Source organism: Aliidongia sp., assembly GCF_035943795.1.
GTDB lineage: Bacteria > Pseudomonadota > Alphaproteobacteria > ATCC43930 > CGMCC-115725 > Aliidongia.
Map to the genome: position 1 here is coordinate 44263 of NZ_DASZBY010000057.1, position 14306 is coordinate 58568.

14 protein-coding genes and 1 pseudogene are annotated in these 14306 nt (G+C 67.8%); 4 read left to right on the forward strand and 11 right to left on the reverse strand.

The annotated features are described in order from the left end of the window. Positions 1 to 17: 17 nt before the first annotated feature. Both VGV37_RS10050 and VGV37_RS10055 read right to left on the reverse strand, forming a co-directional pair. Positions 18 to 1028 carry a glycosyltransferase family 4 protein gene (locus VGV37_RS10050; protein WP_326879528.1) on the reverse strand — a complete coding sequence of 337 codons (1011 nt, stop codon included), beginning with the start codon at positions 1026 to 1028 and terminating at the stop codon, positions 18 to 20. A gap of 93 nt (positions 1029 to 1121) precedes the next feature. Next, positions 1122 to 2438: an RsmB/NOP family class I SAM-dependent RNA methyltransferase gene (locus VGV37_RS10055; protein ID WP_326879529.1), complete on the reverse strand. Its 1317-nt coding sequence runs from the start codon at positions 2436 to 2438 to the stop codon at positions 1122 to 1124. A 261-nt stretch (positions 2439 to 2699) separates the two neighbouring features. Between VGV37_RS10055 and VGV37_RS10060 the strand changes: the two genes are divergently transcribed. The 3 genes from VGV37_RS10060 (at position 2700) to VGV37_RS10070 (ending at position 5452) form a co-directional block, all read left to right on the forward strand. After that, complete coding sequence (locus VGV37_RS10060) at positions 2700 to 2879, forward strand: succinate dehydrogenase assembly factor 4 (RefSeq protein ID WP_326879530.1); 180 nt, start codon at positions 2700 to 2702, stop codon at positions 2877 to 2879. Positions 2880 to 3019: 140 nt separating this feature from the next. Next, positions 3020 to 4129: a glycosyltransferase family 1 protein gene (locus VGV37_RS10065; RefSeq protein WP_326879531.1), complete on the forward strand. Its 1110-nt coding sequence runs from the start codon at positions 3020 to 3022 to the stop codon at positions 4127 to 4129. Then, entirely contained in the window at positions 4130 to 5452 is a 1323-nt protein-coding gene (locus VGV37_RS10070; RefSeq protein ID WP_326879532.1) for a lipopolysaccharide biosynthesis protein, read from the forward strand. It begins immediately after the preceding gene. Between the two features lie 6 nt (positions 5453 to 5458). On the opposite strand, the gene acs is transcribed toward VGV37_RS10070, so the two are convergent. Then, on the reverse strand, positions 5459 to 7396 hold the full coding sequence (gene acs / locus VGV37_RS10075) for an acetate--CoA ligase (protein ID WP_326879533.1): 1938 nt from the start codon (positions 7394 to 7396) through the stop codon (positions 5459 to 5461). A gap of 161 nt (positions 7397 to 7557) precedes the next feature. Continuing rightward, on the reverse strand, positions 7558 to 8343 hold the full coding sequence (locus VGV37_RS10080; protein ID WP_326879534.1) for a class I SAM-dependent methyltransferase: 786 nt from the start codon (positions 8341 to 8343) through the stop codon (positions 7558 to 7560). 126 nt (positions 8344 to 8469) lie between these two features. Here VGV37_RS10080 and VGV37_RS10085 point away from each other — a divergent pair, with 126 nt between their 5' ends. Next, positions 8470 to 9222 (forward strand): creatininase family protein, encoded by a 753-nt coding sequence (locus tag VGV37_RS10085; RefSeq protein ID WP_326879535.1) that lies wholly within the window; start codon positions 8470 to 8472, stop codon positions 9220 to 9222. A 7-nt stretch (positions 9223 to 9229) separates the two neighbouring features. Here VGV37_RS10085 and VGV37_RS10090 read toward each other — a convergent pair whose 3' ends face one another. From VGV37_RS10090 to VGV37_RS10120, 7 genes and pseudogenes are all read right to left on the reverse strand, one after another. After that, positions 9230 to 9448: a hypothetical protein gene (locus tag VGV37_RS10090; protein WP_326879536.1), complete on the reverse strand. Its 219-nt coding sequence runs from the start codon at positions 9446 to 9448 to the stop codon at positions 9230 to 9232. 57 nt (positions 9449 to 9505) lie between these two features. Next, positions 9506 to 10108: a class I SAM-dependent methyltransferase gene (locus VGV37_RS10095; protein WP_326879537.1), complete on the reverse strand. Its 603-nt coding sequence runs from the start codon at positions 10106 to 10108 to the stop codon at positions 9506 to 9508. A 25-nt stretch (positions 10109 to 10133) separates the two neighbouring features. Next, positions 10134 to 10547: an EVE domain-containing protein gene (locus VGV37_RS10100; protein WP_326879538.1), complete on the reverse strand. Its 414-nt coding sequence runs from the start codon at positions 10545 to 10547 to the stop codon at positions 10134 to 10136. A gap of 6 nt (positions 10548 to 10553) precedes the next feature. Beyond that, positions 10554 to 10847: a YciI family protein gene (locus tag VGV37_RS10105; protein WP_326879539.1), complete on the reverse strand. Its 294-nt coding sequence runs from the start codon at positions 10845 to 10847 to the stop codon at positions 10554 to 10556. A gap of 138 nt (positions 10848 to 10985) precedes the next feature. Then, positions 10986 to 13136, reverse strand: a complete 2151-nt coding sequence (locus VGV37_RS10110; RefSeq protein WP_326879540.1) for an acyltransferase family protein — start codon at positions 13134 to 13136, stop codon at positions 10986 to 10988. A 30-nt stretch (positions 13137 to 13166) separates the two neighbouring features. After that, positions 13167 to 14168: an NAD(P)H-dependent glycerol-3-phosphate dehydrogenase gene (locus VGV37_RS10115; RefSeq protein ID WP_326879541.1), complete on the reverse strand. Its 1002-nt coding sequence runs from the start codon at positions 14166 to 14168 to the stop codon at positions 13167 to 13169. Further along, positions 14165 to 14306: pseudogene (locus VGV37_RS10120) on the reverse strand (tRNA (adenosine(37)-N6)-threonylcarbamoyltransferase complex transferase subunit TsaD); the annotation flags it as partial. The gene VGV37_RS10115 and the pseudogene VGV37_RS10120, both read right to left, overlap by 4 nt.

Here is a 14306-nt window from a genome sequence, read left to right on the forward strand (position 1 = left end):
AGCGAAGGTCGGGCCGCTCAAACCAGGGGTGCAGCCGCCGTATTGCGGCGGGCGAGCTCCCACAGCAGGCCGCCCACGACGACGAATGCCAGCACGGTCGCGGGCCACGGCCATGCGAGCCCCAGCGCCGCCAGGCCGATCAACAGGAGATTGGCACCCAGGATGCGCAGCACCACCGCGCCATGGCCGAGCCCGCCCTGCACGGCACGCTGATAGAAATGCTCGCGATGGGCGTGCCAGACCCGCTCGAGCCGTACCGCCCGGCGTAGCAGCGTGATGGTCGCATCGACCAGGTAATAGAGCGGCAGGATCAGCGCCGGCGCCCAATGGCCGTCGCCGGCCATGCTCAGCATCAGCCAGCCGATGACGTAGCCCAACGGAATCGAGCCGACATCGCCCAGGAACAGCTTGGCCGGAGACCAGTTCCAGGCAAGGAACCCCAGGGCCACGGCACCCAGGGACAAGCCCAGCGGCAAAGCGCCGCTATTGGGGTCGGCCGACACGAAGGCGACCAGCGCCGCGCCGAAACCGATCGCCGCGGTCTGCCCGCCGGTGATGCCGTCGATGCCGTCCATGAAATTGAACAGATTGACGAACCAGACCCACAGCAGCGCCGTCGCCGCATAGTCCAGCACCGGCGGCAGCAATCCCTGGAACACATGCCCGGCGCCGCGCACGAAGAACAGGCCGAACAGGATCGTCGCCAGCTGGGCACCGAATCGCTGCAGCACCGGCAGGCCGCCGCGGTCGTCGCGCCAGCACAGCGCCGCAAGCGCGACCGCCCCGGCGACGATGGCGAGCGTGGCGAGCGGCGCCAGCCCCAGCACGGCCAGCAGGCCCCAGGCCAGCGCCAGCACGGGCACGAGCGCCAGCCCGCCGCCGCGCGGGGTCGGGGTGGTGTGGCTGGAGCGATGATTCGGTTCGTCCAGGATCCGGCGATGCTTCAGCCACCACAGCACGCCGCCCGTCGCGATCAGGCTCAAGACCAGACAGAGCAGAGTGAGTTCGGCGACCAGGGTGACGGACATGGGCCTATCCGATCGGGCAACGGGGCGTCCCGTAAGACACGAAACGGCCCCGTCCGATCGAGACGGGGCCGCTGGGTCGAGGATAAGGGCGGGTCAGGCCGTCCGGATCAGCCGGCCGGCGAAGAACCCGTCGATGCCGTCGTAATCGGCCAGATGGCACGGCAGGGTCCGCACGTCGCCGTCGGCCGTCAGGATTTCCGCCAGGCCGCCAATCTCGTCAGCGGTTACCGGCTTGCGCGCGACCGGCAGGCCCTTGGACAGCAGCTTCTCGATCTGCTGCGGCCCTTCTTCCGGCTCGAGCGAGCAGGTGCAATAGACCAGCATCCCGCCCGGCTCCAACATTTCGACCGCCGAGGTCAGCAGCCGTTCCTGCACGGCGGCAAGGCGGGCCACGTCGTCCGGCGTCTTCAGATGGGGCACGTCCGGATGGCGGCGGATGGCACCGGTCGCGGTGCAGGGTGCGTCGAGCAGCACACCCCAGACCGGCTCGGACGGACGCCAGGTGACGGCGTCGGCGCTGAACGTATCGACCTTGAGCGACAGGCGATGCAGGTTGCTGATCATGCGATCGAGCCGGCGCGGCGAACGATCGATCGCCGTCACCTGAGCACCACCGGCGACGAGCTGCGCGGTCTTGCCGCCCGGGGCGGCGCACAGATCGATCATGCGGCGGCCGGACACGTCGCCGAACAGCTTGGCGGGAATGGCGGCGGCGGCATCCTGGACCCACCAGGCGCCTTCGCTATAACCCGGCAGGTTGGCGATGGCTCCGCCGGCCGCCCGGCGCAGCGAACCGCTGGGCAGCAGCGTCGCGTCCAGCCGATCGGCCCAGCCGGCCCGATCCACCCGTGCGGTGATGTCGAGCGGCGCCTCGCGCAGATGCACTTCGGCAATCTTGCGGGCCGTGTCCTCGCCATAGGCGTCGGACCAGGCCTGCCAGAGCCATTTCGGGGTATTGAGGCGCGGCGCATCCTGCAGCAGCACCAGCCCCGGCCCGTCCTGGGACAGGCGGCGCAGCACGGCGTTCACCAGGCCCTTATGGGTCATGAAACCGCGGGCGTCGGCCAGATCGACCGTCGTCGCCACAGCGGCATGGGCCGGCGTCCGCAGGAACAGCAACTGGGCAATGCCGAGGCGCAGCATGTCGTGCACCTGGGCGGCGCGCGGCGGCAACGGAGTAGCCAGGCAGTGGCTGATGAGCGCGTCGATCTGACCCAGGCGGCGCAAGACCGTCGCAACCAGGAGTCGAGAGAACGCGCGATCCCGAACCGACAGGCTCGGCAAATCCGGCGCTTCGTCGATCGCATCGTCGAGCGGCCGACGCCGGCGCAAAACGGAGCCAAGCAGATCCACGGCGACGCCGCGGGCTGTAGGTACGGGTGTGGAGGTCAGCAAAGTACTATCTGCCATCTTATCCTGAACGCGCCAAATCATGTGGCTAACACCCATAACGGGCAATCGTTCCGCTTAGGTTTGCAAAATATTGCCTGCTCGTAAGCCCGGGGCGCACCGCCGGGATCAAATCCGGCAAAAGGCCGCGGATATCTCTATTCGTGCGGCTTCAATAGATCACCTGACGGTTGCGTTTGGTGTGACCGTGGCCACACCGGAACAAGATGGCCCCTCCGTCTAGCCCCTTGGCGGGACGGTTCCGTGAGTCATATATGGAACATGACCGACAAGACCACCCATCTCATTCCACCCGTCGTGACGAAAGATCCCGTCCCGCCGAAGAAACCCGATCATGCCCCGGTCACCGAACCGGCGGTACCCGAAATCGGGGGACCCAGCGGGCCTGAGCCCACTCGCTATGGCGATTGGGAACGCGGCGGTCGCTGCAGCGACTTCTGATCGGTCGCCATCGTTCCGCCACGGTAATATGATATGCGTGATCTGCATATCAGAATTGCAGCCACCCCGAGAATCGCCAACTGCTTGCCGGGCGGCGTCCGGCGCCCTATCAAGCGCGGTGTCACCCGCCCGGAGCTTCGATGCTGCGCGTCCTGTTCGACGACGAAATCTTCTCGACTCAGCTCGAGGGCGGAGTTTCGCGCTATTTCACCCATCTGGTCGAGGAATTGCCGGCGGCCGGCGTGACACCGCTGTTGCCATTCCGGCTGACCTGCAACCGGCACCTGGCGCAGTCGCCGGCGTTCAGCGGGTGGCAGCCACCCCGCTTTCCCGGATCGCGCCGGGTGATCCGCGCCATCAACCAGCTCGGCAGCCGCGCCGCCCTCGACCGGGGCCGGTTCGAGATCTGGCATGCCAGCTGGTACGACGGCGCGGCGCTCGCCCGTGTCCGCGCCCAGCCGGCCAAGCGGGTCGTGGCGACGGTCTATGACATGACGCCGGAAGTCATGCCCCAGGCGATCGCCGCCGGCATCGGCGATCCCCATGCCGGCAAGCTCGCCATGGTCGAGGCGGCCGACCTGGTCGTGGCAATCTCGGCGGCGACCAAGGCCGACCTGCTGCGCTTCAGCACCGTGCCGGCCGACCGGGTGCGGGTGATCCATCTGGGTGTCGGCGAGCGGTTGCTGTGGCGTCCGAGCCTCGGCCATCCCGCGGGCCTGCCCGACCGCTTCCTGCTGTTCGTCGGCAAGCGCGGCGGCTACAAGAATTTCGACGGCGTGGCCCCCGCGCTGGCGGCCCTGATGGCGGCAACTCCAGACCTGCACCTCGTCTGCATCGGCGGCGGACCGCTCTCAACCGCGGAGCTGGCGCCGTTCCAGACAGCCGGCGCCCAGGACCGCGTGGGACAGATCCAGGCCGACGACCCGACGCTCGCCTGGTGCTACGCCCATGCCGCAGCCTTCCTGTTCCCGTCGCGCTACGAAGGGTTCGGCCTGCCGATCCTCGAAGCCTTCATCAACCGCTGTCCGACCGTGCTGGCGGAATGCAGCTGCTTTCCGGAAATCGGCGGGGATGCGGCGATCTATTTCAATCCGGACCGCCCCGACACGCTGGTCGATCAGCTGGGCCGACTGATCGCGGACGACGCCACGCGGCAGAGCCTTGGGGAGGCGGGCTCCCTGCGCGCCCGGGACTTCACCTGGCAGCGGACCGCCGAGGCGCATGCCGCCCTCTATCGCGAACTGGCCTGAGTGACCCAACCTCACGCCCAGCGGCGCAATCGCCGGATGCTGCTGTCCATGCTCGCGGGATTTCCGGTCCGCATGCTGCAGATCCTGAGCGGCCTGCTGATCATCCCGCTCGCCTATCGCTATCTAGGTTCGGAGCGATTCGGCCTGTGGTCGGCGGTCACGGCCTTGGGCTCGGTATTGCCGCTCGCGGATCTCGGCATCGGCAACGGGCTCATCACCACGATCTCGGCCGCGACCGGGCGCGAAGAGCACGAACGGATCCGGCACGCCATCTCGACCGCCATCCTGGTCGTCGGCGGAATCGCCGCCGTCCTGCTGATCGTGCTCGCCTTTCTGGTAGTCCATGCGGACTGGGCCGGCTGGCTGAACGTCGCCGGGACCAACGCCGCCGGCGACGCCAAGCCCGCCGGGGCGATCTGCGTCCTCGTAGCGCTGTTGATTCTGCCCCTCAGCCTCGCCGCCAAAATCAGGACCGGCCTGCAGGAGGCTTTCCAGAACAGCGCGTGGGACGCCTCGGGCGTCGTCCTGACGCTCGTCCTGTTCGTGGCGGCAACCCGCTTCGACCTCGGCATGGCCGGCCTTGCGGTGGCGCTCGGCACCGGCCCCCTGCTGGCCGCCCTGTGCAACGGCATCGGACTGTGGCGGCGCCACAGCCTGCGGCCGCGCTGGGCGGCGGTGAATTTTGCGGACTTCCAGCCGGTCGCGCGCCTGGGCCTGCTCTATTTCGCGCTCGCCTGCTCCGCGACCTTGGCGACGGCGGCCGACAATCTGATCGCGATCCGCCTGCTCGGCCCCGAGAGCGCCGGAGCGGTCGGCATCGCCGGCAAGATCTTCGGTGCGTCCCAGGCCGTGGTCATCGTGGCGCTGCTGCCGCTGTGGCCGGCGTTCGGCGAAGCGCTGGCGCGCGGCGATCATCGCTGGGCGCGTCGCGCGCTGTGGCGCGGCGTCGCCATGGCATTCGGCATCAGTCTGCTGGGCGCCGGCATCCTGCTGGTCATCGCCAACCCGGTCATCGCCTTGTGGCTGGGCCGCGACACCGCCCTGCCGTTCGGCCTACTGGCCGCCAACGCCGTCTGGCTGGTGATGCAGAGCACCGGCAACGTGTTCGGCATGCTGCTGAACGGCGCCGGCGTGATCCGTTTCCAGATCCTGACCTCGGTCAGCTATGCGCTGGTCGCGGTGGCTCTCAAATTCCTGCTCGCCGACCGCCTCGGCATGGCCGGCATCGTCTGGGGCACGGTCATCAGCTACGGGCTGATCGCCCTGCCACTCTACGTCCGCTACACGCGGCGTCACCTGGACCGGGTGGCGGCAACCTTGTAACTCCCTCTACCGGTTCATCCGGTTCTCGACCAGCCCATCGACCACGGCCGGGTCGGCCAGGGTCGAGGTGTCGCCGAGCGCGCCCTGTTCGTTGGCGGCGATCTTGCGCAGGATGCGGCGCATGATCTTGCCCGAGCGAGTCTTGGGTAGGCCCGGCGCCCATTGGATGAGATCGGGGGACGCGATCGGACCGATCTCGCGCCGGACCCAGGCGACCAGTTCCTTGCGCAGCTCCTCCGACGGCTCGATCCCGGCCATGAGCGTCACATAGGCGTAGATGCCCTGGCCCTTGACGTCGTGCGGATAGCCCACGACCGCCGCCTCGGCCACCTTGGCATGGGCGACCAGCGCGCTCTCGATCTCAGCCGTTCCCAGGCGATGGCCGGCGACGTTGATCACATCGTCGACCCGGCCGGTGATCCAGTAATAGCCGTCCGCGTCGCGCCGGCAGCCGTCGCCGGTGAAATAGCGGCCGGGATACATCGAGAAATAGGTCTCGATGAAGCGCGGATGATCGCCGAAGATCGTCCGCATCTGGCCGGGCCAGCTGTCGTCGATGCACAGGTTGCCTTCGGCCGCCCCCTCGAGCGGCTTGCCCTCGGCATCGACGATGACGGGCTTCACCCCGAAGAACGGCTTGGTCGCCGAGCCCGGTTTGGCGGCGATGGCACCCGGCAGCGGCGAGATCAGGATGCCGCCGGTCTCGGTCTGCCACCAGGTGTCGACGATCGGGCAGCGACTGTTGCCGACATGCTCGTGGTACCAGAGCCACGCCTCGGGATTGATCGGCTCGCCGACCGATCCCAGCAGGCGCAGCGAGGTGCGGCTGGTCCGCTGCAGCGGCTCCAGACCTTCGCGCATCAGCGCGCGGATCGCGGTCGGCGCCGTGTAGAAGATCGAGACCTGATGCTTGTCGATGACCTGCCAGAAACGGGCGGCGTCCGGATAGTTCGGAACACCCTCGAACATCAAGGTCGTGGCGCCGTTGGCGAGCGGGCCATAGAGGATATAGCTGTGGCCGGTGACCCAGCCCACGTCGGCCGTGCACCAGTAGACTTCGCCGTCGCGATAATCGAAGACTTCGCGATGGGTCAGCGCCGCATAGACCAGATAGCCGCCGGTGGTGTGCAGCACGCCCTTGGGCTTGCCGGTCGAGCCCGAGGTATAGAGGATGAACAGCGGGTCCTCCGCATTCATCGGCTCCGGTGGGCAATCGGCCGACGCCTTGTCCATCGCGTCGTGGTACCAGACGTCGCGGGCATCGTCCCAGGCGACCTTGCCGCCGGTATGGCGCACGACCAGCACGGTCGAGACCTCCGGGCAGGATTTCAGCGCCACGTCGGCATTGGCCTTCAGCGGCACCTTGCGGCCGCCGCGCATGCCCTCGTCGGCGGTGATCAGGACGGTCGAGCTCGCATCCTGGATGCGGCCGGTCAGGCTGTCCGGCGAAAAGCCGCCGAATACCACGGAATGGATGGCACCGACCCGCGCGCAAGCGAGCATGGCATAGGCCGCCTCGGGGATCATCGGCAGATAGATCGTGACCCGGTCGCCTTTCTTGACGCCGCGGCTCTTCAGCACGTTGGCGAACTTGGAGACCCGTTCGTGCAATTCGCGATAGGTGATGTTGCGCGACGTGCCCGGATCGTCGCCTTCCCAGATGATCGCGACCTGGTCGGCCCGGGTCGCCAGATGCCGGTCGATGCAATTGGCCGATGCATTCAGCACGCCATCCTCGAACCATTTGATCGAGACGTCGCCGGCGAAATTCGTGTTCTTGACCTTGGTGAACGGCTTGATCCAGTCGACGATCTTGCCCTGCTCGGCCCAGAAGGCGTCGGGTTCCTCGACCGAACGGCGATACATCCGATCATAGGCGGCGGCATCGGTCGTGTGGGGGCCGGCGAACCCGGGCGGGACGGGGAACAGGCTGTGATCGGACATGGTAGGCTACCTTCCTCCTCAGGTCTTTGAGCGGTCCCGTGACGACGGTCCGCCGCGGCCGTCGTTCCAGCCGCTCTGTCGATGCGCACATTCGCCCCGTTGTGCGCGCCGGAGTATCGATAGATTTTCGTGCCGAAACAAGATGCCGGAGGCGCGGCAGCTTACCGACGCGCGAGAGCAGCCTGGTCCTGGCGGGAAAAGCGGCCGTCGAGCCGCCAGGCAACCGCCAACCGGGCAGCGCGCAGCCCGAACCGCGAGACCGCCAGGCGCAGCGCCCACTGACGGAAAGCGCCCGGCGGTTCGCGCAGAAAGAAATGGAACTGGCCGCGACCGATATAGCGATAGCCGTGGCGCGCGGCGATGAATGCCATAGTCCGGCGGCCGTAGAAAAAGATGTGCTGGCCGGTTTCCGGCACAAGGTAAGGCCAGTCGGCGCCCTGGCCGTCGTAGAGTTCGGTCGAGGCGACCAGCACGGCCGGGCGCAGCGCGAACAGCCGGTCGATATCGGGGCCGACCTCGGCGAAGTGCTCGAAGACCTCGAAGCAGGACAGGATGGCGACGGGGCCTTCGGGCACCTGGTCGGGTCCGAGCGCGAAGCCGCGGGCGAAGACCGGATCGGCATAGCGATCCATCAGCCAGGCATCGTAGCCGATGTCGCGCAGCATCCGGCACAGCATGCCGGTACCGCCGCCGAAATCGATCAGTTGCCCGACCGGACGGACGATGCGCTCGACCAGATAGACGATCGCCTGGGCCACCAGGTTGCGCGTGACGATGCCAGTGTCGAGCGCCGCGATCGCGTTGCCGTACGCTTCGTCCAGCCAATAGGGCTGCTCGGTCTGGAGCGCGCCGCAGTCCGGACAGACGTAATATTCGACGAGGTGCCGATCGAGGACGAGCCGCTCGAACGCGAGGGTGCAGTCATGGTCGCAAAGGCGGCAGCGCATCGATCAGGTCTCGGTTCGGGAGTGCCGCCCCGATTTTTCGGGGCGAATTGGCACATCGCCTTGTGCGCGCCGGAGTATCGGGAGATTCTGCCAGGGAGACAAGCCAGCCATTTCCCGGAGTTCCCCATGCTGCTGCAACACGCCACCTGGATCGAGGCCGAAGCCTACCTGAAACGATCGAACGGCATCATCATGCCGATCGGTTCGACCGAACAGCACGGGCCGAACGGCCTGATCGGCACCGATGCTCTATGCGCCGAGGTGATCGCCCGCGGCGTCGGCGAGGCGGCCGATGCCTTCGTCGGGCCGACCATCGGTGTCGGCATGGCGGTCCACCACATGGATTTCGCCGGATCGATGACCGTCAGGCCGTCGACCTTGATCCAGCTCATCCACGATTATGTCCTGTCGCTCGCCCGGCACGGCTTCCGCCGCTTCTTCTTCCTGAATGGCCATGGCGGCAACATCGCCACGGTCAACGCCGCCTTCTATGAGGTCTATGCCGCCGCCGAGGGCGTGCTGGGCAAGGCCGCGGTCGATGCGCCGCTGCGCTGCAAGCTGGTGAACTGGTGGGACAGCCCGCAGGCCTCGGGCGTCGCCCGCGAGCTTTTCGGCGCCGACGAAGGCAGCCACGCAACCGCGTCCGAGGTGTCGGTCACCCAATGGGCGTTTCCGGAAACGATCAAGCAGGTAGCGCTCGACCCGCCTCGCGCACCGTCGGGCCGCATCTATGGTCCGAGCGATTTCCGCACCCGCTACCCGGACGGCCGGATCGGCTCCAACCCGGGTCTCGCCACGCCGGACAAGGGCAAGCGTCTCTACGACGCCGCGGTGCCGGACCTGGCGAAGTTCTACCGGGACTTCCTGGCCGGCGACTAGGCGCCTGTCAGGCGACGCCCTGGCCGTCGCCGGGCTTGACGATGCCGGTGTCGAACGCGCGTTCGTCATCGGCCATCGAGCGATCGAGCAGCCAGGCCTCGGCCTCGGATCGCGAGGCGAACTCGCCGGCGATCGGATCGAGCGTGTCGGAACCGATCGCCTGCACCGCGAACCGCCCGTTCGGCAGCGCCACGACTTCCATCGTCACTTCCCTGGTCTGGAACATCTCGGTCGCTCCTCGTGATGGATCATCCATCAGAACCGCCCGAGGCCCGTCCGGTTCCTAAACCTGCCGGCGGGCCAGAAGCAGGGTCGAGGGTGCCGGGCGGGTCTGGGCTCGCTCGGTCGTGATATGGACGAAGCCGGCGGCCGCAAGCGCCTGGCGCAGCTTGGCCGGGCTCAGCCCGTCGGCCTGGACCTCGTCGCCGCGCAGCGCGAACAGGGCGCGGCCACCGGGCCGGAGCAGGCGGCGCACCACGGCCAGATCGGCGATGAGGTCGGGCCAATATTGGACGCAATCGATCGCCAGGATCGCATCGAAGCTGCGTTCGGCGAACGGCGCCGCATCGATGCTGGCCAGATGCAGTTCCATGGCGCCCGACGCGACGGCCGGCTGGTTGCGCTGGTCGGCCAGCGCCAGCATGGTCGCGGAATGGTCGATGCCGGTGATCTTGCCGATCTCGCGCACGGCCGAAAGCCGCCGCAGCGCCTCGCCCGGGCCGAAGCCGATCTCCAACACCCGGTCGCCGGGGAACGGCACCAGCGCGTCGACCGCGGCGGCGTTGAGATCGGCGTTGCGCCAGCGCAGGTACAGGCCGACCGCCCAGCCGACCAGGCCCGACGGACGTCCGGCCTGACTATACCCGGCCCTCTCGTCCAAACTCACATGCGTCATCCAAACGAGACGAACATCAGGCGGAAATGCCCGCCATTTCGCACAGCATCGCCCATTCGCCGTCCCGCACCGGCGCGACGGACAGGCGCGACTGCCGGACCAGCGAGAAATCGACCAGCCGCGGATCGGCCTTGACCGCCGCCAGGGTGACCGGCGTTACCGCAGCCATCAGCGGCGTGACCTCGACCGCGACGAAGCGAGCGGTCTCGTCGGTCGGATCCGGATAGGCGGTCTTGGCGATTTCCATCACGCCGACGATCTCCCTGCCCTCGTTCGAGTGGTAGAAGAAGGCGCGGTCGCCGACCTGCATCGCCCTGAGATTGTTCGCCGCCTGGTAATTCCTGACGCCGGTCCAGACGTTCCGGCCATCGGCCACCAGTTGCGACCAGGAATATTCGTACGGCTCGGACTTCATCAGCCAGTAGGCCATGATCGTTCAGGCCGCCGGCGGGTTGAGAAAACTGATCCGATAGGCCTGGACCGTAACCGAGGCGAACAGGCCGGCCGCGGCATAGGGGTCCTGGACCGCAACGGCTTCGGCCGCCGCCTTGTCCACCGCCTCGACCAGCAGGAAGCTGCCGGTCGGGGTCGCGCCGTCCTCGGCCAGGAACGGACCGGCCAAAACCAGGCTCTTACCCAGCGACTTCAGATGTTCGAGATGAGCCGGGCGGGTCGCGGCGCGCACGCCGGAAGCATCGGCCCGGTCGATGCAGGTAATGGCGAAAATCATCGGTGAAATCCTGGGTCGGTGATGCCGTTCATCGGGCTACTAAGGTTCGAAATATAGCAGTGACGGGCAACCTAGCCGATCACCTCGGAGCAAGCTAGGCCGAAGCCCCGCTTCATCCATGGCTCGAGCCACCCCGGATTACGGCGCCAAGGCGATCTGTGCGAATGTCAGGGCCCGCATTGCGCCCGCTTCGGACAGATGCTGAGGGTCTGTGTAGTACAGGTCCTGGCCATCGGCGAAGCGGCATCGGTCGGCGATGCACAGGCCGCCTTTGAGATCGACCACCTGGACCAGCGGATGATCGCGCCCCACCCGGTCGATGATGGCCGCCGAAGGATCGTTTGCGTTGCTGAGGTCGGCCTGCGGCGCCTGTCCCTCCTCCAGCCCGCGTTCCGGCGACAGGATCGCGGCGAGCGTGCGACGCACCGGGATGAAATTAGCGACTGTCCGTCGCAGGGGATCGAAATCGAAGCGCGGCACGTCCTTGATCAGGACGACCCGCTTGCCCGCCTGCTGCAGGCGACTCACGACCGCATCCATGCCGATGCCGAGATTCTTCCGGCTTTGCGCCGGCGACACCGAGGCCACCGTCTCGTCGTCCTGCACGAACCGCTCCCCGGTATTTTCCAGTTGGAAATTCGCGGACCAGAAGCCGGCGATCACCACCGTCCTGATCGTCGGATCGGCCTCCAGCAGGTCGAGCGCCTTGTGCGCGTAGGCCTCGCATTCTTCCCGGTGTCCAGGATGATCCGGAATGTAGCGCGAGATCCCGGCGAGCGCCGGGCACGAGGATTTCGTCAATTCGACGAAGCGTAGCCCTTGCCGCCCGGCCAATTGCCGCATGGCCTGCGAGAGGGCGGCCGCATGGCTGTCGCCCAACATGGCCACGGCGGGCATCTGGTCGGCCGGCGGCGCACAATAAGGTGAGAGATTGGGCGATCCGACCCCGTAGCTGACCAGGCACGGATCTTCGACCAGGCTGGCGCTCTCCTGTTCGATGCCGACCAGCGCCGGCGGGAAGCGCTGCGGCCAGCCCCGGGTTTCGAGCAGGCCGATGGCCGGTGCCAGGAACACGACGATGGCGGCCGCATAGCGCCAGAGCAAAATGTTCCGCGGCGCCTTCGAGTGCCGGAACGGCTGCTCGACATAGCGCCAGGACAGATAGCCGATCCCGCAGGAGGCGACGGCGATCGCGGCGCCGAGGCCGATGCTGAGGTCCTGGTCGGAGACGATGCGGGCGAAGGCGAGCAGCGGCCAATGCCACAGATACCAGGAATAGGAAATGAGGCCGAGAAAGACGACCGGCTTCGCCGACAGCAGCCGGTCGTTGACCATGCCCCGGCGCGCCGCGATCAGCAGCACCGCCCCCAGCACCGGCGGCAGCGCGCTCAAGCCCGGGAACGGTGTCTGGGCGTTGTAGCCGAAGACCGCGAAGGCGATGAGCGCCAACCCGAACAATCCCAGCGCCTGTGCCATCATCGGACGCGCGCGGGTCGAAGGCCGGCGCGCCTCGTGGACGGCGAGCAGGACGCCGCCGCCCAGTTCCCACGCGCGCGTCGGCAGCAGGAAGAACGTCGCGGTCGGCAGATGGACCATGCCCCAGACCGACGCGAGCAGCGAGGCGAGCGACAGCAGCAGGAGCGCCGGAAACAGCCGCTTCGGCATGAGCCGATTGAGCACGATCAGGACGATCGGGAAGAACAGGTAGAATTGTTCCTCGACCGCGAGCGACCAGGTCATCAGCAGGGGATTGAGTTCGGCCGATGGCGAAAAATAATTGAGACCGCGCCAGAAGGTGATGTTCGAGACGGCCGCGATGGTCGCGACGGCGCTCCGCGCGAAGGCCCTGGTCTCGCCAGGCGACAGCAGGAGAGTCACCACGACGTAGCAGAATAGCAGCATGGCCAGCAGGGCGGGCAGGATGCGCTTTGCCCGTCGGGCGTAGAAGCCGGCGAAGCTGAAACCCTGGCCATGAACGTCCCGATCGATGATGCCGCCGATCAGGTAGCCCGAGATGACGAAGAAGATGTCGACGCCGACGAAACCGCCGGTGAAGAAAGGGATGCCGGCATGATAGGCCACGACGGAGAGTACGGCGATGGCGCGCAGACCGTCGACATCGGCGCGGTAGGTTCCGGGGCCGGCATTTCGTCGAACGGAAGGCGATGCCGAAGACGCGGGGATTTCGATCGGTGTTCTCCTGGCAAACTCGGCAGACGGCCACGAGAGAGCCGTCCAACCCAGAAATGTGCGGAGATCGCTTGGCACCCCGTTTATACCGCAGTGCACCCAGAAGCATAGGGCCTAAAAGCGAGGCGTCTATCGTTCCTCGGCCTTGAAGGGCCGGGCGAGCAAGGCCGAGATCGCGGCGTCGATCGCCGCTCCCCGGTGCAGGATCGCGTCGACCGCGGCCACGATCGGCATGTCGAGCCCGAGCCGCGACGCGAGCGCGGCCACGGCGGCGGCGGACGCCACGCCTTCGGCCACGGACCGCCGCTCGCCCAGGACGTCCGCCAGGCTGCGCCCGGCACCCAAGGCGGCACCGAGAGAGCAGTTGCGCGATTGCATGGCGGTGCAGGTCAGCACCAGATCGCCCAGCCCCGACAGGCCCATCAACGTCGCCGGCCGGCCACCCTTGGCGGTCGCGAGCCGGACCATCTCGGCGAGGCCCCGGGTGATGAGCGCCGCCCGGGCATTGTCGCCCAGGCCGCGGCCCGACACGATGCCGCAGGCGATCGCCAGCACGTTCTTGACCGCCCCGCCGATCTCGCAGCCGATCGGATCGTCGCTGAGATACGGCCGGAAGGTCTGCGTGCCCAGCGCCGCGACCAGGTCGGAGCCCAGCGCCTGGTCGGCCGCCGCGAGCGTCACCGCCGTCGGCAGGCCGCGCGCCACCTCGATCGCGAAGGTCGGCCCCGACAGCACCGCGACCGGGTTGCGCGGCAGGGTCTCGGCCAGCACCTCGCCCATGGTGGCGCCGCTGCCCATCTCGATGCCCTTGGCGGCGATCACGATCGGCGTCGAGTCGGGCAGGACGGCGGCCAACGCCTGCGCCGTGCCCCGGACATATTGCGCCGGCACGACCAGCAGCAGCGCGTCGGCACGTGCCACGCGGGCGAGGTCCCCGGTCGCCGCGATCGACGGGTGCAACGTCACCCCGGGCAGGAACGACACGTTCTCGTGGCGCTCGGCGATCGAAGCCACGATATCCGCCTCGCGCGCCCAGAGCGTCACCCGGGCCCCTGCCCGCTGCGCGGTGGCGGCGAGTGCGGTGCCCCAGGCGCCGCCGCCGACGACGCCGATATCCTTGAAGCGGGTCATGCCTTTACCCCGGCGAAGGCCGCCTTGGGCGCGCTGGCGTCGAGCGGCCAGCGCGGCCGGGCGGCGAAATCGAGCGGGTCGACCAGACCGAGCCGCAGCCGTTCCAGGCCGGCCCAGGCGACCATCGCGCCATTGTCG